The 18,566-nt window shown below is 73.5% G+C and carries 15 protein-coding genes; 9 read left to right on the top strand and 6 right to left on the bottom strand.

The genetic code is table 11. The annotated features are described in order from the left end of the window. The first annotated feature begins 11 nt into the window (after positions 1 to 11). From ACFY4B_RS16820 to ACFY4B_RS16800, 5 genes are all read left to right on the top strand, one after another. Positions 12 to 938 carry an ABC transporter permease gene (locus ACFY4B_RS16820; protein WP_049654864.1) on the top strand — a complete coding sequence of 309 codons (927 nt, stop codon included), beginning with the start codon at positions 12 to 14 and terminating at the stop codon, positions 936 to 938. A 76-nt stretch (positions 939 to 1,014) separates the two neighbouring features. Beyond that, entirely contained in the window at positions 1,015 to 1,929 is a 915-nt protein-coding gene (locus ACFY4B_RS16815) for an ABC transporter permease (protein ID WP_074001556.1), read from the top strand. A 16-nt stretch (positions 1,930 to 1,945) separates the two neighbouring features. Then, entirely contained in the window at positions 1,946 to 2,998 is a 1,053-nt protein-coding gene (locus ACFY4B_RS16810) for an ABC transporter ATP-binding protein (protein WP_074001355.1), read from the top strand. Next, positions 2,988 to 4,082, top strand: a complete 1,095-nt coding sequence (locus tag ACFY4B_RS16805) for an ABC transporter ATP-binding protein (RefSeq protein ID WP_387968442.1) — start codon at positions 2,988 to 2,990, stop codon at positions 4,080 to 4,082. Before ACFY4B_RS16810 ends, ACFY4B_RS16805 begins: the two co-directional genes overlap by 11 nt. Positions 4,083 to 4,239: 157 nt before the next feature. Next, on the top strand, positions 4,240 to 5,289 hold the full coding sequence (locus tag ACFY4B_RS16800) for an ABC transporter ATP-binding protein (protein WP_387968440.1): 1,050 nt from the start codon (positions 4,240 to 4,242) through the stop codon (positions 5,287 to 5,289). A gap of 13 nt (positions 5,290 to 5,302) precedes the next feature. On the opposite strand, the gene ACFY4B_RS16795 is transcribed toward ACFY4B_RS16800, so the two are convergent. The 5 genes from ACFY4B_RS16795 to ACFY4B_RS16775 all read right to left on the bottom strand — a co-directional run bounded on the left by ACFY4B_RS16795 (position 5,303) and on the right by ACFY4B_RS16775 (position 11,456). Further along, on the bottom strand, positions 5,303 to 7,015 hold the full coding sequence (locus ACFY4B_RS16795; RefSeq protein WP_117489416.1) for an ABC transporter family substrate-binding protein: 1,713 nt from the start codon (positions 7,013 to 7,015) through the stop codon (positions 5,303 to 5,305). Positions 7,016 to 7,180: 165 nt separating this feature from the next. Continuing rightward, a complete protein-coding gene (locus ACFY4B_RS16790) occupies positions 7,181 to 9,622 on the bottom strand; it encodes a peptidoglycan binding domain-containing protein (protein WP_387968438.1) in 2,442 nt (813 codons plus the stop codon). A gap of 244 nt (positions 9,623 to 9,866) precedes the next feature. Then, positions 9,867 to 10,325 carry a DUF6113 family protein gene (locus ACFY4B_RS16785; protein ID WP_220450057.1) on the bottom strand — a complete coding sequence of 153 codons (459 nt, stop codon included), beginning with the start codon at positions 10,323 to 10,325 and terminating at the stop codon, positions 9,867 to 9,869. Beyond that, positions 10,322 to 11,230 carry an N-acetyl-1-D-myo-inositol-2-amino-2-deoxy-alpha-D-glucopyranoside deacetylase gene (gene mshB / locus ACFY4B_RS16780; protein WP_049658011.1) on the bottom strand — a complete coding sequence of 303 codons (909 nt, stop codon included), beginning with the start codon at positions 11,228 to 11,230 and terminating at the stop codon, positions 10,322 to 10,324. The genes ACFY4B_RS16785 and mshB overlap by 4 nt, the downstream gene beginning before the upstream one ends. A gap of 31 nt (positions 11,231 to 11,261) precedes the next feature. After that, positions 11,262 to 11,456, bottom strand: coding sequence for a DUF2304 family protein (locus ACFY4B_RS16775; RefSeq protein WP_049658010.1), 195 nt, complete (start codon positions 11,454 to 11,456; stop codon positions 11,262 to 11,264). A gap of 313 nt (positions 11,457 to 11,769) precedes the next feature. Between ACFY4B_RS16775 and ACFY4B_RS16770 the strand changes: the two genes are divergently transcribed. The 4 genes from ACFY4B_RS16770 (at position 11,770) to ACFY4B_RS16755 (ending at position 17,128) form a co-directional block, all read left to right on the top strand. Further along, positions 11,770 to 13,923 (top strand): prolyl oligopeptidase family serine peptidase, encoded by a 2,154-nt coding sequence (locus ACFY4B_RS16770; RefSeq protein ID WP_387968436.1) that lies wholly within the window; start codon positions 11,770 to 11,772, stop codon positions 13,921 to 13,923. Between the two features lie 195 nt (positions 13,924 to 14,118). Continuing rightward, entirely contained in the window at positions 14,119 to 15,138 is a 1,020-nt protein-coding gene (locus tag ACFY4B_RS16765; RefSeq protein WP_387968434.1) for an ABC transporter ATP-binding protein, read from the top strand. Continuing rightward, positions 15,135 to 15,857: an ABC transporter permease gene (locus tag ACFY4B_RS16760; RefSeq protein WP_049658004.1), complete on the top strand. Its 723-nt coding sequence runs from the start codon at positions 15,135 to 15,137 to the stop codon at positions 15,855 to 15,857. Before ACFY4B_RS16765 ends, ACFY4B_RS16760 begins: the two co-directional genes overlap by 4 nt. 8 nt (positions 15,858 to 15,865) lie before the next feature. After that, the gene (locus tag ACFY4B_RS16755; protein WP_387968432.1) at positions 15,866 to 17,128 is read left to right on the top strand and encodes a sensor histidine kinase; all 1,263 of its coding nucleotides are present in this window, start codon (positions 15,866 to 15,868) and stop codon (positions 17,126 to 17,128) included. Positions 17,129 to 17,145: 17 nt separating this feature from the next. Here the strand turns inward: ACFY4B_RS16755 and ACFY4B_RS16750 are convergent, their stop codons facing one another. Then, positions 17,146 to 18,564 (bottom strand): sensor histidine kinase, encoded by a 1,419-nt coding sequence (locus ACFY4B_RS16750; protein WP_387968430.1) that lies wholly within the window; start codon positions 18,562 to 18,564, stop codon positions 17,146 to 17,148. Positions 18,565 to 18,566 lie beyond the last annotated feature (2 nt).

The following is an 18,566-nucleotide window of genomic DNA, read 5'->3' as shown; positions in this document are numbered from 1 at the left end:
AGGAGGCTCGGATGGGCAGTTACGTGCTGCGTCGGGTGCTGCAGATGATCCCGGTGTTCTTCGGCACCACGCTGCTGATCTTCCTGATGGTCTACACGCTGCCCGGCGACCCGGTGGCGGCGCTGTTCGGGGAGAAGGCCGCCGACCCGGCCGTGGTCGCCAGCATCAAGCACACGTACTACCTGGACCAGCCGCTCTGGAAGCAGTACCTGCACTACATGGGGAACCTCTTCCAGGGGGACTTCGGCACCAGCTTCACCGGCCGTCCGGTCACCGACATCATGGCGGACGCCTTCCCGGTCACCATCCGGCTCGCCCTGATGGCCTTCGTCTTCGAGATGATCGCGGGCCTGGCCCTCGGCCTGGTCTCCGGCCTGCGGCGCGGCAGCGTCGCGGACACCCTGGTGCTGGTCTTCACCCTGGTGGTGATCTCGATCCCGGTCTTCGTGCTGGCCTACATCGCCCAGACGGTGTTCGCCACCAACCTGGGCTGGGTCACCCCGACGGTGCAGGACAGCTACGACCTGACCCAACTGGTGCTGCCGGCCGTCGTCCTGGGCTCGCTCTCGCTCGCGTACGTGGCCCGGCTCACCCGGACGTCGATCGGCGAGAACCTGCGGGCCGACTACATGCGCACCGCGGTCGCCAAGGGCCTGCCCCGGCGCACCATCATCTCCCGCCACCTGCTGCGCAACTCGCTGATCCCGGTGATCACCTTCCTCGGCACCGACCTCGGCGCGCTGATGGGCGGGGCGATCGTCACCGAGGGCGTCTTCAACGTGCAGGGCATCGGCAACGTCCTGTACCGGGCGGTCAACCAGAAGGAGGGCCCCACCGTGGTCGGCATCGTGACCGTCCTGGTGATCATCTACCTGGTCGCCAGCCTGCTCGTCGACCTGCTCTACGCGGTCCTGGACCCGAGGATCCGCTATGCCTGACATCCACGACGAGGACTCGTACGAGCCGCACCCCAAGCCCGGGGTCTCGCGCCTCGACTACGCGGGCGAGCAGGGCATGGCGGTCGAGCAGGAGACGTTAGTCGAACCGGACGTGGTGAAGCGGGAGGAGGCCCGCAGCCTGTGGGCCGACGCCTGGCGGGACCTGCGCCGGCGGCCGATCTTCCTGATCTCGGCGGTGCTGATCGTGCTGCTGGTGGTGATGGCGGTCTTCCCCTGGGCGTTCACCTCCGCGGACCCGCGCAAGGCCGACCTGGTGAACGACTACCTCAGGCGGCCGAACTGGGGCGACGTCTTCGGGGCCGGCTGGTTCGGGTACGACGCCCAGGGCCGGTCCATCTACGCCCGGGTGGTGTACGGCGCCCGCGCCTCGATCACCGTCGGCATCTTCGTGACCGCCGCCGTCACCCTGCTCGGCGGGCTGACCGGGATGGTGGCCGGCTTCTTCGGCGGCTGGGTCGACGCGCTGCTCTCCCGGATCACCGACATCTTCTTCGGCATCCCGCTGCTGCTCGGCGCGCTGGTGCTGCTGAACGCCTTCGCCACCCGCACGGTGTGGAGCGTGGTCATCGCGCTGGGCGTGCTCGGCTGGACCCAGATCGCCCGCGTGATGCGCGGGGCGGTGCTGACCGTCAAGCAGGCCGACTACGTGGTGGCCGGCCGGGCGCTCGGCGCCGGGACGGGCCGGCTGATGTTCCGGCACATCCTGCCGAACGCGATCGCCCCGGTGATCGTGGTGGCCACGATCGCGCTCGGCGGCTACATCGCCACCGAGGCGACGCTGAGCTTCCTCGGCATCGGTCTGCAGGACCCGACCATCTCCTGGGGCATCGACATCTCCTCCGCCCAGAAGGTGATCCGGACGGCGCCGTACGTGCTGTTCTTCCCGGCCGCGGCGCTCTCGATCACCGTGCTGGCCTTCATCATGCTGGGCGACGCGGTGCGCGACGCCCTCGATCCGAAGCTTCGCTGAGCGAGGGGAGCGCATCGTGAGTACAGCGGTGGACACCACCGGGCACGAGCGGAAGGCGCCGTACCAGGGGCCGCTGCTCGACGTCCGGGACCTGCACGTCGAGTTCGCCACCCGGGACGGGGTCGCCAAGGCGGTGAACGGGGTGAGCTACTCCGTCGCGGCGGGGGAGACGCTGGCGGTGCTGGGGGAGTCCGGCTCGGGCAAGTCGGTGACGGCGCAGGCGGTCATGGGCATCCTGGACATGCCGCCGGCCCGGATCCCGCGCGGCGAGATCCTCTACCGGGGCCAGGACATGCTCAGGATGGGCAAGGAGGAGCGGCGGCGGATCCGAGGCCAGAAGATCGCGATGATCTTCCAGGACGCGCTGTCGGCGCTGAACCCGGTGCTCAGCGTGGGCTACCAGCTCGGCGAGATGTTCCGGGCGCACCGGGGGGTGTCCCGCAAGGAGGCGCGGGACAAGGCCGTCGAGCTGATGGACCGGGTGCGCATCCCGGCCGCCAAGGAGCGGGTGAACGACTATCCGCACCAGTTCTCCGGGGGCATGCGGCAGCGGATCATGATCGCGATGGCGCTGGCGCTGGAGCCGGACCTGATCATCGCGGACGAGCCGACCACGGCACTGGACGTGACAGTGCAGGCGCAGGTGATGGACCTGCTCGCCGAGTTGCAGGCCGAGTACAACATGGGGCTGATCCTGATCACCCACGACCTCGGTGTGGTCGCGGACGTCGCGGACAAGATCGCGGTGATGTACGCGGGCCGGATCGTGGAGACCGCCCCGGTGCACGAGCTGTACGCCCGGCCCGCGCACCCGTACACCAGGGGCCTGCTGGACTCGATCCCCCGGCTCGACCAGAAGGGCCAGGAGCTCTACGCGATCAAGGGCCTGCCGCCCAACCTGCTGCGCATCCCCCCGGGCTGCGCCTTCAACCCGCGCTGCCCGCGCGCCCAGGACGTCTGCCGGGCCGAGGTGCCGGAGCTGTTCCCGGTCGCCGAGGAGGACGGGACGCCATTGGAGGGGCGCGGCAGCGCCTGCTTCTTCTGGAAGGAGACCCTCCATGACCGTTAACGGGTCCAGCGCACTGGGCGCGGTGGTGCCAGAGGAGGTCGCCCTCGCGCGGGAGGTGCCGCGCGGCGAGCCGATCCTCGAAGTCCGGGACCTGGTCAAGCACTTCCCGCTCACCAAGGGCATCATCCTCCGGCGGCAGGTCGGGGCGGTGAAGGCGGTCGACGGGGTCACCTTCGACCTGATGCACGGTGAGACGCTCGGGATCGTCGGCGAGTCCGGCTGCGGGAAGTCCACGCTGGCCAAGGTGCTGATGAACCTGGAGCCGGCTACCTCGGGATCGGTCCGCTACAAGGGGGAGGAGATCTCCCGGCTCTCCGGGGCGGGGCTGAAGGCCGTCCGGCGGAACATCCAGATGGTGTTCCAGGACCCGTACACCTCGCTCAACCCGCGCATGACGGTCGGCGACATCATCGGCGAACCGTTCGAGATCCACCCCGAGGTGGCGCCCAAGGGGGACCGCCGCAAGGCCGTCCAGGACCTGCTGGACGTGGTCGGGCTCAACCCCGAGTACATCAACCGCTACCCGCACCAGTTCTCCGGCGGGCAGCGCCAACGCATCGGCATCGCCCGGGGGTTGGCGCTCAAGCCGGAGGTCATCATCTGCGACGAGCCGGTCTCCGCGCTGGACGTCTCGGTGCAGGCGCAGGTGATCAACCTGCTGGAGCAGCTGCAGGGCGACTTCAACCTGTCGTACATGTTCATCGCGCACGACCTCTCGATCGTCCGGCACATCTCCGACCGGGTCGGGGTGATGTACCTGGGGAAGATGGTCGAGATCGGCAGCGACGCGGAGATCTACGACCACGCGACCCACCCGTACACCCAGGCGCTGCTCTCGGCGGTGCCGGTGCCGGACCCGACGGCGCGCGAGACACGGGACCGGATCGTGCTCACCGGCGACGTGCCCTCGCCGGCCAACCCGCCGTCCGGCTGCCGCTTCCGCACCCGCTGCTGGAAGGCGCAGCAGCGGTGCGAGGTCGAGGAGCCGCTGCTGGTCGCGCCGTCCTGGCTGGGCGACGCGGCGCGGCACGACTCGGCGTGTCATTTCGCCGCGGAGCGGGGTGCCGAGCGGGAGACCGGCTGACACCGGCCCCCTACCAGGGCGCGTCCTCGCAGGTGGGGGCGCGCCCTTTCCCGTGACGGAAAAGAGATCTGCCGCGGGCTCGCCAAGTACCCTCCCTTCCCTGATAGTTGCTCTGCGCCCAGCGGTGGGTGCCGCGGTGCTGAGGAGGGCGGCTCTGATGGACGCGGTGGAGGTGATCGGCGGTGGCCGGGGGAGCGTGGAGCCCGGGACGCCACTGCTGGAGGTCGACGACCTGCACGTGGAGTTCCACACCCGGGACGGGGTCGCCAAGGCGGTGAACGGGGTGAGCTACTCCGTCGCGGCGGGGGAGACGCTGGCGGTGCTGGGGGAGTCCGGCTCGGGCAAGTCGGTGACGGCGCAGGCGGTCATGGGCATCCTGGACATGCCGCCGGGGCGGATCACCGCGGGGCGGATCCTGTTCCGCGGCGAGGACCTGCTGACCATGGGCACGGCCGCCCGGCGGTCCATCCGGGGCGGGCGCATCGCGATGATCTTCCAGGACGCGCTGTCGGCGCTGAACCCGGTGCTCAGCGTGGGCTACCAGCTCGGCGAGATGTTCCGGGCGCACCGGGGGGTCTCCCGCAAGGAGGCGAAGGAGAAGGCCGTCGAGCTGATGGACCGGGTGCGCATCCCGGCCGCCAGGCAGCGCGTCGGGGACTTCCCGCACCAGTTCTCCGGCGGGATGCGGCAGCGGATCATGATCGCGATGGCGCTGGCGCTGGAGCCGGACCTGATCATCGCGGACGAGCCGACCACGGCGCTGGACGTGACGGTTCAGGCGCAGGTGATGGACCTGCTGGCCGACTTGCAGGCCGAGTACAACATGGGGCTGATCCTGATCACCCACGACCTGGGCGTGGTCGCGGACGTCGCGGACAAGATCGCGGTGATGTACGCGGGCCGGATCGTGGAGACCGCCCCCGTAAGGGAGTTGTACGCCCGGCCCGCGCACCCGTACACCAGGGGCCTGCTGGACTCGATCCCCCGGCTCGACCAGAAGGGCCAGAACCTGCACGCCATCAAGGGCCTGCCGCCGAGCCTGCTGAGCCTGCCGGAGGGCTGCGCCTTCAACCCGCGCTGCGACCGGGCGCAGGACCGCTGCCGCACCGAACTCCCGGCGCTGACGCCGGTCACCAGCGAGTACGGGACGGAGCTGGCGGGCCGCCGCAGCGCCTGCCACTACTGGCGCGAGACGCTGCACGGCTGAGCCCGTCCACCCGCTACTTCACGAAGCCGACGTTCTCCCAGACGATGTCGGACAGGCCCTGCGCGCCGATGTTGGCGAGGTCGGCGCGGGCCCCGTACAGCTGCGGGCGCTGGTAGAGCGGCAGGACGCCGGCCACCTTCCAGAGCTCGCCGTCGGCCTGGTTGATCGCCTCGGAGGCGGTGCCCGCGTCGGCCGCGGCGGCGGCCCGGTCGAGTGCGGCGTCCACCGCCGGGCTGCCCGCGCCGACGTGGTTGGTGCCGCCGCTCTGGACGAAGTTGGCGCGGTTGCCGCTGGCCGGGAAGGGGGTGCCGATCAGCGAGTAGGCGGCGATGTCGAAGTCGTCGCGGTTGACGTACCGGTCGAAGAACTCGTTGGCGGGGGCGGTCACCGTGGTCACCTTGATGCCGACGTCCTTGAGCATGGCGGTGGCGTTGGCGGCCTCGCTCTGGGCCGGGGTGACGCCGGCCGGGACGACCATCCGCAGGTTCAGCTCGCGGCCGTCCTTCTTCCGTACGTCGCCGTCCAGCTTCCAGCCGGCCGCGTCCAGCTTGCGGGCGGCCTCGGCGGGGTCGTAGCGGGCCAGGCCCAGGGAGTTGTCGCGGTAGCCGTTCTGGTTGGTGACCAGCAGGTGGTTGTTGAGCGGGACGGCGGGCCAGTCCAGGCCGTTGAGGTCGGCGCGGATCACCACGTCCCGGTTGATCGCCTGGAAGACGGCCTGGCGCACGGTCGCGTCGCTGAGCGCCGGGGTGCGGGCGTTCAGGGTGAGCTGGCGGAAGTCCGGGCCGCCGGCCCGGCGCACCACGGCGCCCTTGGTGTTCCTGATGACCTGGTAACCGGCCACGTCCGGGCCGTTGTTGACGAGGTCGATCCGGCCCTGGGCGAAGGCGGCGGGCATCGCGTCGGGCAGCATCGCGTGGAAGACGATCCGGTCCAGCACGGGCTTGTCGCCCCACCAGGAGGGGTCGGCGACCAGCGTGACGGTCTGGGTGGCGCGGTCCAGCTGCTCGACCTTGAACGGGCCGGCGCTGACCGGGAACCCGTCCAGGTAGGAGCTGTTGAACAGCTCCGGGGTGGAGACCCTACTGGCCGGCAGCAGCGGGGCGTTGCCGGCGCTGTTGAACATCGACTGCCACTCGGAGAACGGGCGGTCGAAGGTCATCACGGCCTGGTAGTCGTCCTTGCCGCGCTCGACCGCCGAGACCAGCTCGAAGCCGGTGCTGCTGGAGGCCTTGTAGGCCGGGTCCTTCCCGTTCAGGGCACGCCAGTTGGCCTCGATGTCGCGCCAGGTGATCGGGGTGCCGTCGGACCAGTGGGCCTTCGGGTTGAGCGTCCAGGTGACCACCTGCCGGCCGTCCCTGAGCTCGGCGTGCGCCTCCTGCAGGTAGGCGGGGTTGGGCGTCTGGGTGCCGGCGGCGTCCGAGCGGAAGAAGGTCGGCAGCAGCGGCTTGCTGACCATGACGGTCGAGGACTCGCTGCCGTCGGCGTGGATCGGCGACCACTGGCGGGAGAACTGGGCGATCGCCAGGTTCAGGGTGCCGCCCTGGCGCAGTCGGGCCCGGTCGTGCGGGTTGATGTCGATCGCGGTCAGCTTGGGCGCTGTGGTGCCGGAGGGCAGCGCGTCGCCGCCGCCCTGGCCGGCGGTGCAGGAGCAGAGCGCCAGCGAGAGCGTGAGGGCGGTGAGACCGGCGAGCAGGGCCGTCCCGTGGCGCTGGAGGCGGCGGTGCATCGGCGTGCTCCCGGGGTGGATGTGGCGGATGGTGTGGCGTCACATCTTGCTGACCGGGAGGGGGCGTTGTCGAGGGGCGGGCCCGGATGCGGGCCCGCCCCCCGTGGGCGCGGGTTCGTCGGGGACGGACGCGCCCGACCGTGCGGGTGTCCGATCGCGGACGGGTCAGACCACGAACTTGAAGGTGCGGTCCTTGTCGCCGGTCTTGTCGAACACCGAGGTGATGCCGTCCGCGACGTCCTGCGGGGTGATCGCGGCGACCTGGCCGTTCTTCTTGACCTTCACCTTGTCGAACGCGGTGCCCAGCTGGGCGGCGAGCGCGTCGAGGTCCCACTTGGGCACGATCTTGCCGGAGGCGTCCGGGACGAGCGTGAGCGCCTTGGCCGCGGTCTTGGGGCCGAAGTCCCAGGTCTTCGCGCCGGCCACGACGTGCACCTTGCCCGCGGCGATCTGCTTGCCGAGGCTGTCGGCGGCGGCCTGGAGGGCCTGGGTGGAGATCTTCGGCTGGGCGGCCGTGACGGCGAGGGCGATCGGCTGGTCGGGCTTGCCGTCGGCGCGGTCGCGGTAGGCCTGCTCGATCGCCTCCAGGGCGCTCGCCGAGTCCACCGCCTGCCCGGCCCGGCCGGGCACGACGATCGGCTCGCCGTTGACGTCGCCGAACTTGATGTAGCCCTCCTGGAGGCCCTGGCCGGAGCCGCCCGCGAGGGTGTCCAGGGCGGCCCGGAGCTTGGCCTTGTCGACCTTGACCTCCGGGGCGACGGCCTTGGTGCCGCCCTGGAGCGACTTGATGACGTCGACCGGGTTGTAGCTGTGCTGGGCCAGGCCGTCCACGGTGGCGGTGGTGTCGAAGCTCAGCCCGGCGACCGCCGGGTCGAGGTCCACGGCCTGGTCGCCGATCTTCAGCTTGAGCGGCTGCTGGCCGGCCTTGCCGACCGACTCGTCCAGCTGGTGGATCGCCTGGTCGCGGCTGCTGCCGCCGATCTCGGCGCCGAGCACCACGGTGCCCTTGGGGACGTCGGACTGGTTGAGCATCAGGCCGGTGCCGTACGCGGCCGCGCCGAGGAACAGCACCGCGACGCCGCCGTAGACGCCCAGCTTGACCAGCTTCTTGCCGGCTCCGCCGCGCTTGGCCTTGGCGGGGGCGGCGGGCTCGGCCTTCGCCTTGGCGGGGGCCGGCGCGGGGGCGGCCTTGTCGCCCTTGGCGTCCTTGCTGCCCTTTCCACCCTTGCCGCCCTTGCCCTTGCCGCCCTTGGTGTCCGTGGCGACCTCGGGCCGGGGGCCGGGGGCCGGCAGCGGGGTGACCGCGGTGGCCTCCGGGTCGCCGGGCTGCGGGGCGCCGCCGGGAGCGCCCGGGAAGAGGGCGCCGGGGCCCGCCGGGGTGGCGGGGGCGTCCTGGCCGGGAGCGGCCGGGCGCTGGGCCGCGAACGGGTCGGTGCCGGTCGGGGCCGAGGCGAACAGGCCCGGCTGCGGACGGCCGTCGGCGCCGTGCGGGGCGCCGTTCCGGGGCAGGCCGGGTATCGCGGCGGGCGGCGGGGTGGTGTCGCGGATCGGCGCGAAGCCGTCGACCGAGGTGTCCTCCGGGCCCGGCTCGCCGGCCGGTCCGGCCTGCGGGTGCGGTGCGGGGGCCGGGTGGCCGTTCGCCTGGAAGTCGTTGCGCGGACCGGACTGGCGCGGGCCGCCCGCCCGGTCGTCGAGCTGCTGCCCGCCCGGCTGCTGACGGTTCCGCTGGCCGCCGCCCCGCCGGGGGAGGCCGCCCTGCTGGCCGGCGTCGGGGACGGAGGTGCCGAACGGGTCGGCGACCGGTGCGACGAACGGGTCGGCGACCGGGGCGAAGGGATCGGCGACCGGCGTGAAGGGGGCGGCGGCCTCGTACACGCCGGGCTCCTCCACCGGGGCCTCGGCCTGGAACGGCGCGGCGGGCGCGGCCGGGCGCGGCTGCTTGCCCTGGGCGGGCACCGGGCGGCCGTTCGGGGCGCCGTTGGCGCGGGCGGCCTGGCCCGCGGCCGGGTGGGCACCCTGCGGGCGCGGCTCGGCGACGGCGCCCGGCACGGCCAGGGCCTCCGCCGCTCCGGCGGCACCGGCCGGCACGGCCGCGGGCACGGCGGCCGGGGCGGGCTCGGCGACCGTGGCCTTCTTCTGACGCGGCCGGAACCAGGCGCCGGTGGACTCCGACTCGGAGGTGGCCGGCGGGATCGGCGGGATCTGCCACTCCGGCGGCAGGTTCGGCGGGGCGGCCTGGCGGCCGCCGTCCTCCATCACACCGAGGACGGGCGAGGTCGGCGCGGACCGGTGCCGCGGGCCGCCCGGTTCGGCGGCGGCCGCCGCCGGGGCGTCATCGCCGGGGCCGTCCTCGTTCTTGACGGCGCTGCGGACGACGACCGGCGGGATCGGACGCGAGCCGGGGATGTTGATCCGGACCCGGGTGGTCAGGGTGGTCTCGGTCTTCGGACCGTCGTCCTCGCCGCCCGACGCGGCGCCCGGTCCGGCGTCCGCCCGGTCGCCGCCGGGGAGCCCCGGTGTGCCGTAGGGCGGGGTGCCCGACGGGTAGGCGTCCGGACCCGTGCGCCGGGGCGTCGGGTGGGCGTTGTCAGATTCGCGGCTGCTCAATGCTGCTCTGCTCCGGGTTCGCGGGCGGGCCGTGCGGCGCGACCGCGGTTCGTGGTCGCCGGGCCTTGACGGGGGCGGGCGGCGGTCGGGTACGGCGTTCTGCGGGACCACCATACTGGGAAGAACAGAGCGGCGAACGGCTTCGGACAGATCCTGATACGTCCGGTTCCTCCGGTATGAGAGTAAGGCCGTACGCTCCTGACTGCGCGTCGTACGCGGTACGGTACGCCGTGCACGACCGGGGTCAGCGCGGGGGGCCGGGCACCCCGGGGAACCAGCTGGTGCGGGTGGGCAGGGTGGCGCAGATCACGCCCAGCACCGAGCCGGCGAACAGCCAGGCCAGCGAGGTGGCGTTGGACCACAGCACGTTGTCGCCCTCGGGCCGGGGCACCATCAGCAGCAGCATCGCCAGGAACCAGCCGGCCGCGGGCGCGCCCGCGCCGAGCCGGGTGCCGGTGACCCGCAGGCCGGCGTAGAAGGTGGCGGCGGTCGCGGCGAGCGCCAACAGGACCCCCACCGGCGGCCACAGGGCCTGCACAAAGGATCCGCAGACCGACACCGCGACGCCCAGCAGGAAGAACAGGGCGTAGGCGGCGATCCGGGCGGCGCGCGGGGGCTGGGGCTCGGCCAGCCGCTCCTCGCGGGTGCCGAGCACGGCGGCGGCGAGCGGGCGGCGGGTCGGCCGGGCGGCGGGCTTGCTCATCGGGTGCCCTCCTCGGCGGGCGCGGCGTCGGGCGCGAGGCCGGCGAACAGGTCGTCCTCCGGCTCGCCCGGCCCGGCCTGGCCGCGCACCAACTGGTAGTACTCGGTGGTGAACAGCGGCTGGGCCAGGTCGTTGGAGAGCGCGAAGAAGGCGCCGTCCACGGTGATCTGGGTGGCGTGGGCGGTCATCGCGGCGGTCTTGCGCCCCGCCTGCGCGGCGCCGTCCAGCACGGTGGTGACCACCTCGTCGTCGACCACGCCGGGGACGTCGGCGGGCTGCGCGACACCCGGGAAGGACGCCTTGGCGGCGGCCTCGGCGAGCCCGGCCTCGATCACCGAGCAGGGCATCCGGTTCCAGTACACCTTGGCGATCCGCCAGGCCGGGCCCAGCTCCGGCCGGTGCGCCGGGTCGGCGGCCAGCTCGTACGCGCGCATCGCGACCCGGTGCGCCTGGATGTGGTCCGGGTGCCCGTAGCCGCCGTCCGGGTCGTACGTGACCAGCACCTGCGGGCGCACCTCGCGGACCACCGCGACCAGGTGGCCGGCCGCCTCGTCGACGTCCGCCTGCCAGAAGCAGCCGGGCACGTCGTTCTCGGGCACGCCCATCATCCCGGAGTCGCGGTAGCGCCCCGGGCCGCCGAGGAAGCGGAAGTCGGACACGCCGAGGGCGCTCATCGCCTCGGTCAGCTCGCCGATCCGGTACGCGCCGAGGGTGTCGTCCCGATCGGCCGTCAGGTGGGCCAGCTCCGGGGGGATCACCTCGCCGCCCTCGCCGAGGGTGCAGGTCACCAGCGTGACCCGGGCGCCCTCGGCGGCGTACCGGGCCATGGTGGCGCCGTTGCCGATCGACTCGTCGTCGGGGTGCGCGTGGACCAGGAGGAGGCGGCGGCCGGTAGTCGCGGTCATGGGAGGAAGCCTAACCACCGGCCGGTGGGGGTCAGAGCCTCAGGCCGTTGATCATTCCGGCGAGGTTGCTGGTGACCTGGCTGATCGACGGGGCGATCGAGCTGGAGGCCAGGTAGAAGCCGAGCAGCGCGCAGACGATCGCGTGCGCCAGCTTCAGGCCGGACCGGCGGATCAGGATCACCACGATGACCAGCATCAGCACGGCGGCGGAGATGTTCATGGCCATGTCGGCTCACACCCCTTCTCGGGCACGCCGCCTCCGGGGAGGCGGCGAGGGACGGTGCGGGACTGGGGGCTGCGGGCGACCGCGGTCCGGGACGGGGCCGGACGGCCGCTCGCGCGACAAGTCATACCCGATGGGTAAGGGTGGCATTACCCTCGGTGAGGCCACGCGCGCCGGGGCATCGTGGCATCCGAGGGGCGCATGGGCCGGTCGGAGGCGGTTTGGACCCCTTTGGGGCGTACTTGCCGACGATGCTCCGAACGAGTGATCAGTGCACGCCCGGGGGTGGTGGTCCGGCGTCATAGGGTCTGGTGCCATGACCTCCCACACCCCTGCCGACACCTTCCCACGGCAGTACGCGCGGACCCTGCGCTACACCGTCGGCGCGCCCCGCTCCTTCTCCGTCGCGCCCGACGGCTCGCGGGTCGTCTTCCTCCGCTCCGGCTCGGGCCGCGACCGGGCCAACCTGCTCTGGACCCTCGACACCGCCACCGGCGAGGAGCGGGTCGCCGCCGACCCGGCCGCGCTGCTCGGCGGCGGCGGGGAGGACCTGTCGCCGGCCGAGAAGGCCCGCCGCGAGCGCAGCCGCGAGGGCTCGGCCGGCATCGTCGGCTACGCCCTGGACGCGGCCGGCGCGCTGGCCGCCTTCGCCCTCTCCGGCCGACTGTTCACCGCCGACCTCGGCACCGGCGCCACCGCCGAACTGCCCGCCGAGGGACCGCTGTTGGACCCGCGCCCGGCCCCGGACGGCGCCCACGTCGCGTACGCCAACGCGGCCGGCGAGCTGCGGCTGACCCGCACCGACGGCGGCGGCGACCGGGTGCTCGCCGAGCCGGACGGCCCGAACGTCACCTGGGGCCAGGCCGAGTTCATCGCCCAGGAGGAGATGGACCGCGACCGCGGCTTCTGGTGGTCCCCGGACAGCGACCGGCTGCTGGTCGAGCGCGCCGACGACAGCCCGGTGCGCCGCTGGTGGATCGCCGACCCGGCGAACCCGGACCGCGAGCCCGCCGAGGTCGCCTACCCGGCGGCCGGCGGCGCCAACGCCGAGGTCGGGCTCTGGCTGCTCGACCTGTACGGCGGGCGCACCGAGGTGGTCTGGGACCGCGAGGCCTACCCGTACCTGGGCCGGGTGCACTGGTCGAAGGGCGGCGTGCCGCTGCTCCTGGTCCAGACCCGCGACCAGCGCGGCCAGCGGATCCTCGGCCTGGACACGGCCACCGGCGCCACCGAGGTGCTGCACGAGGAGAAGGACGGCGCCTGGCTGGAGCTGTTCCAGGGCGCACCGGCCTGGACCCCGGACGGCAAGCTGGTCCGGATCTCCGACGAGGGGGGAGTGCGGGCGCTGGTGATCGGCGACCGCGCCGTGACCGGGGCCGACCTGCACGTCCGCTCGGTCGTCGCGGTCACCGAGCGGGAGGTGTTCTTCAGCGCCGCCGGCGGCGCCGAGGAGACCGACCCCGAGCCGGGCTGGATCGGCGTCGGCCGGATCAGCCACGACGGCACGCGGCTGGGCTGGGAGTCCGCCAACGGCCGGCCGTTCACCTCCGTCACCAGCGCGGTGCACGGCGGCGGGATCACCGTCCGGGCCACCGCCGAGCCCGACCTGCCCGGCACCCTGGTCACCGTCGCCCGGGACCTGCCCGAGGGCCTGGCGGTCGACGACGTCGCCACCATCGCCTCGTACGCCGAGACCCCGGCCATCACCGCCCGCCCGGTCTTCCGCTTCGCCGGCGAGCGCCGCATCCCGTCCGCCGTCTTCCTGCCCACCGGCTACGACCGCGAGCGGGACGGCCTGCTGCCCGTCCTGATGGACCCGTACGGCGGCCCGCACGGCCAGCGCGTCCTCCAGGCGCACAACCCGCACCTCAACTCGCAGTGGTTCGCCGACCAGGGCTTCGCGGTGGTGGTCGCCGACGGGCGCGGCACCCCCGGGCGCGGGCCGGCCTGGGAGAAGTCGATCGCCTTCGACTTCGCCGGGGCCACCCTGGACGACCAGGTGGAGGCGCTGCGGGCGCTCGCCGAGGAGTTCCCGCTGGACCTCGACCGGGTCGCCGTCCGCGGCTGGTCGTACGGCGGCTACCTCTCCGCGCTCGCCGTGCTGCGCCGCCCGGACGTCTTCCACGCGGCGGTGGCCGGGGCGCCGGTGACCGACTGGGAGCTGTACGACACCCACTACACCGAGCGCTACCTGGGCGACCCGGCCGAGCGGCCCGAGGTGTACGCCGCCAACTCGCTGAGCGGGTACGCGGCCGGGCTGGAGCGCCCGCTGATGATCATCCACGGGCTGGCGGACGACAACGTGGTGGCCGCGCACACCCTGCGGCTGTCCTCGGCGCTGCTCGCCGCCGGGCGTCCGCACACCGTGCTGCCGCTGTCCGGCGTCACCCACATGACCCCGCAGGAGGAGGTCGCGGAGAACCTGCTGCTGCTCCAGGTCGACTTCGTGAAGCGCTCGCTGGGCGTGTGACACCCGTCTGACCAGCGCTTTCGGCGGCCGGTGCCCCTGACGGGGGTACCGGCCGCCGGCATGACATCCGTCATGCCGAAGGCACGACGGCGGACACTGCCGCCGCCACCCGCCCGCGCGGGACTCTGAGGTGGTGCGAACAGCACCGGTCGTGACACCACGAGCGTGACACCGTCAGGGAAGAGGAGCCGGGCAATGGTTACCGAGGTGGCCGCCTTCCGCGGCGTGGGCAAGAGCTACGGGCGGGTGCGCGCCGTGGACGGACTGGACCTCGTGCTCCGACCGGGCGAGACCGTCGCCCTGCTCGGGCCGAACGGCGCCGGGAAGTCCACCAGCCTGGACCTGCTGCTCGGCCTGCGCGAGCCCGACCGGGGCAGCGTGACCCTGTTCGGCGGCGCCCCGCGGGCGGCGATCGAGGACGGCCGGGTCGGCGCGATGCTGCAGAGCGGCGGGCTGATGTCCGACGTCAAGGTGCGCGAGCTGGTCCGGCTCGCCTGTGACGTGCACCCGCGCGGCCGGTCGGTCACGGAGGTGCTGACCGACGCCGGGATCACCGAGTTCGCGGAGCGCCGGGTCGACAAGCTGTCCGGCGGCCAGGAGCAGCGGGTCCGCTTCGCCCTGGCCATCGCGGGCGACAACGACCTGATCGTGCTGGACGAGCCCACCACCGGCATGGACGTCAGCGTGCGGCAGTCGTTCTGGGCGAGCATGCGCGCCCAGGCCGACGCCGGGCGCACGGTGCTGTTCGCCACCCACTACCTGGAGGAGGCCGACTCGATCGCCGACCGCGTCCTGGTACTGCACCGCGGCCGGCTGATCGCCGACGGCAGCTCGGCGGAGATCAAGGCACGGGCCGGCGCCCGCCGGATCGCCTTCGAACTCCACGACGCGGACGGCGGGTTCGAGGAGTCCGTGCTGCGCACCCTGCCCGGCGTGCAGTCGCTGGACGTCACCGCGCGGGTCCCGGGGGTGCGGACGGTGCGGATCCGGACCGCGGACGCCGACGCCACCGCGGCCGGGATCTACCGGGCGGGGCTGTACCCGCGCGGGCTGGAGGTGGCCGGCGTGGGCCTGGAGCAGGCCTTCCTGACCATCACCGGCGAACTGGACCGCCAGGACGGCGCCCGGCGCGCCGACGAGCAGAGCACCGACGAGCAGAGCACCGACGAGCAGAGCACCGACGAGCGGAGCGCCGACAAGGAGAGCGTGCGATGACCACCCTGATCAAGCTGGAGATCCTGCGGACCCTGCGCAACCGGCGCTACCTGCTCTTCACCATCGCCTACCCGGCGCTGATGTACTTCTTCTTCATCAACGCCTACGGCTCCACCCAGCTGGCCGGCGGCCTGCCGGTGAAGACCTACTTCATGGTCTCGATGGCCACCTTCGGCGCCGTCGGCGCGGTGCTGACCGGCAGCGCGCAGCGGATCTCGCTGGAGCGCAAGAGCGGCTGGGTGCGCCAGCTGCGGCTGACCGCGCTGCCCGGCCGGGCGTACACCGTCGGCAAGATCGCGGCGACCGCGGTCACCACGCTGCCGGCGATCCTGGTGGTCTTCGCGGTCGGCGCGAGCCAGGGGGTCTCGCTGACCGTGCCGCAGTGGGCCGGACTGACGGCCGCGCTCTGGCTGGGCAGCTTCGTCTTCGCCGCGCTCGGGGTGGCGCTCGGGTACGCGGCCGCGCCGGACGCGGTGCAGCCGATCGTGATGATCACCTACATGGCGATGGCCCTGCTCGGCGGCACCTGGTTCCCGGTGAGCGGCTCGCTGGAGAAGTTCGCCCGGTTCAACCCGGTGTACCTGTACAACCAACTGGCCGGCTTCACCCGGCCCGGGCACTCCCTGGACACCGTCGCGGTCGCCGGTCTGGCCGGCTTCCTCGTGGTGTTCGCCGCCGCCGCGGCGGCGCTGTACCGCCGCGACACCCGCCAGGCATGATGACCGGCATGAGTGACGCGCGCCGGACCCACCGCACCGACGAACCGCCGGAGGCGGGAGCGGCGCGCGCCTCCTTCATGAACGTGCCCGGCTCCCCGGTGGAGACCAGGCGGCAGCTGCTGGTCAAGGTCGCCTGGATGCTGTTGTGGATGCTCTACCTGGCCTACCCGGCCGGCGACCTGCTGAGCGGCGCCCACAACACGGCCGGGACGGTGCTCGGCTGGTGCTGCCTGGCCGGGTTCGTGGGCGCCTACGTGCTGCTGGTGATCTTCCGCTCGCAGGCCGGGATGCGGCCGCGGGCCTGCCTGGCGATCGTCACGACGATGGTCGCGCTGGCCGTCGCCACCTCGGTCGTCCTCGGCTCCGCCTTCCTGACGCTGTTCATCTACGCCTCGGTGTGCGTCGCCATCATCACGCCGGCCCGGTACGCGCTGCGGGTGCTGATCGCCATGGCCGTGCTCACCGCCGTGGTCGGGGCGGCGATCGGGGCGGGCAACGACAACATCACCACCTTCGCGCTCAGCGCCTTCCTCTCCGGCGTCGCGATGACCGGGCTGCAGCGGCTGGTCGCCACCATGAAGGAGCTGCGCGAGGCCCGGGCCGCCGTCGCGCACCTGGCCGCCTCCGAGGAGCGGCTGCGGATGGCCCGCGACCTGCACGACCTGCTCGGGCACTCGCTGTCGCTGATCACCCTGAAGAGCGAGCTGGCCGGGCGGTTCATGGACGCGGGCAAGGACGAGGCGGCGCGGGCGCAGGTCGCCGACATCGAGCAGGTCGCCCGGCAGTCGCTGATCGACGTCCGGGAGGCGGTGACCGGCTTCCGCCGGCCGACCCTGCCGGTGGAACTGGCCGCCGCCCGTACCGCGCTGGCCGCCGCGCAGGTCCGGCTGGAGGCCGCGCCGGAGCTGGTGGACGCCTGGCCGTCGCTGGCCGAGGAGGAGACGGGCGCGCTGGCCTGGGCGCTGCGCGAGGCCGTGACCAACGTCGTCCGGCACGGCGAGGGCGCCACCGTCTGCACGGTCACGGCGGACGAGAGCTGGGAGGCGAGCGGCGAGCGCTACGCCGTCCTGGAGATCGTCGACAACGGGCGCGGGCCGGGCAAGTCCCAGCCGGGCAACGGGCTGTCCGGGCTGGAGGAGCGGCTGGCGCTGGTCGGCGGGCGGCTGGAGACCGGGCCGGGGGAGCGCGGGCGGGGCTTCCGGCTGCGGGCCTCGGTGCCGCTGCGGACGGCGCCCACTGCGGCGCCGGCGCCCGTGCCGAAGCCTCTTTAGGGCTGCCGCGCAGGCCGTCAGGCCAGGGGGAGCTCCAGCACGAAGCGGGCGCCGCGCGGGGCGTGGGCGACCCGCAGGGTGCCGCCGTGCCGCGTGGCGATGTCCGCGGCGATGGCCAGGCCCAGGCCGCTGCCGCCGGAGTCCCGGCTGCGGGCCTCGTCGAGCCGGGTGAACGGCTCGAAGATCCGCTCGCGGTCTTCCGGCGGCACGCCCGGGCCGTCGTCCCGGACCTCCAGGACGCAGCCGTGCGCGGTCCGCCGCGCGGACAGCACCACCTCGGCGGACGCGTGCCGCCGGGCGTTGTCCAGCAGGTTGCGCACCAGCCGGTGCAGCCGGATGCGGCTGCCGCGCACCGGCACCGCCTCGGGCGCGTCCACCCGCAGGGCGAGCCGGGCGCCGAGGCCGGGGCGGTACTGGTCGGCGAGCTCGCGCAGCACGGCGGACAGGTCGACGGTGGTGAGCCGGCCGGCCGTCGCCGGGTGCGCGCCCCGGGCCAGGAACAGCAGGTCCTCGGTGAGCTGCTGGAGCCGCTCGACCGAGGTGAGCGCCTCCCGGGTGGTGGCCGGCCAGTCGGTGCGGTCGGGGTGCGCCAGCGACACCTCCAGATTGGTGCGCAGCGCGGCGATCGGGCTGCGCAGCTCGTGCGAGGCGTCCGCGACGAAGCGCTGCTGCTGCACGGCCGAGCGTTCCAGCCGGTCCAGGGTGGCGTTGGTGGTCCGGGCCATCCGGGTGAGCTCGTCGCCGGCGGGCGGCACCGGGACGCGGCGGTCCAGCCGGTGCTCGCCGATCTCGGCCAGTTCGGCGCGGATCGCCTCCACCGGGCGCAGCGCCCGGCTGGTCGCCGCCCAGGCCGTCAGCGCGACCAGCAGCGCGGCGGCCGGCACGCCCACCTGCAGCACCGGGTCGATGGTGTGCAGCGAGGCCTCGGCGGCGAACGGGGTGGCCAGCACGTACACCGTGAACGGGCCGACCACCGGCTTGACCGGCTGGCCGTTCTCGTCGTTCTGCCGCAGCAGCGGGCTCCAGCTGCCCAGCGCGGTGAAGGTGCGCCCCGAGTAGCGGTTGGCGGCGGCCTCCCCGGCCGGGCCGATGGCGACCCGCTGGACCGACTGCCAGTCGTCCGGCGCGAGCTTCGGTACGGCGGCGGGCGGGTCCCCGGCCAGGTGCTGGGTGGTCAGCGGGCCGCCCATGGTCAGCACCCGGCCGTCGCTGTCCAGCACGAGGTACGGCAGCCGCCCGTAGTCCGCCAGCTGCTGGCCGTGCTTGTAGCCGCTGCTGATCTCGCGGGCCTGGGCCTGGGCGTCCGCCTCGGCCGCCTCCAGCTGGGCGTCGTACATGTGGCCGCGCAGCCACCAGGCGCCGACGCCGAGCAGCAGCAGCGCGGCCAGGCCGGCCGCCAGCGAGGTGCGCAGCCGGGTGGAGAGCCTGCCGGGCACCG

It is taken from the genome of Kitasatospora sp. NPDC001261 (assembly GCF_042896795.1).
Taxonomy (GTDB): Bacteria; Actinomycetota; Actinomycetes; order Streptomycetales; family Streptomycetaceae; genus Kitasatospora.
The sequence above is the reverse complement of the archived record's forward strand: the minus strand, read 5'-3'. Positions and strand labels throughout refer to the sequence as shown.